This is a genomic window from Microbacterium sp. UBA7513 (assembly GCF_002478345.1).
Taxonomy (GTDB): domain Bacteria; phylum Actinomycetota; class Actinomycetes; order Actinomycetales; family Microbacteriaceae; genus Microbacterium.
This window is the reverse complement of the sequence record NZ_DLNJ01000038.1, coordinates 1-396: the sequence shown is the minus strand read 5'-3', so window position 1 is coordinate 396 and position 396 is coordinate 1. Positions and strand designations below refer to the sequence as shown.

Sequence of the window (396 nt, the reverse complement as noted above, 5' to 3'; positions counted from 1 at the left end):
CATCAGCCACGACCTGGCGGTGATCCGGTACATGTCCTCGACGGTCGCCGTGATGCAGCAGGGCCGCATCGTCGAGATCGGCGCGCGCGACGCGCTCTTCGCGAATCCGCAGCACGAGTACACGCGCGGGCTCATGGCGGCGATCCCCGTCGCCGACCCGGTCCTCGAGCGCCGACGGCGTGCGGAGGCCGCGGCGCTCTGGCAGGCCCAGGGCGGGCAGACGGGCGCGGTCCCCGCCGCGCTCGCCGGACGAGGAGGACGATGATGACCATCACGGATCAGGGGACGGGACCCGCGGCGGACACCGCGGGTGCCGGCGCGGCGGTGCGGTCCACCGGCCGCCGGGCGCTCATGGCCGGGCTCGGCGCGGTCGCGCTCGGCACGGCGGGCGCGCTC

At 76.5% G+C, this 396-nt stretch carries 1 pseudogene; it reads left to right on the top strand.

What is annotated here, in order from left to right:
- Window positions 1–265, top strand: a pseudogene (locus B2W79_RS17415) (hypothetical protein); the annotation flags it as partial.
- Window positions 266–396 lie beyond the last annotated feature (131 nt).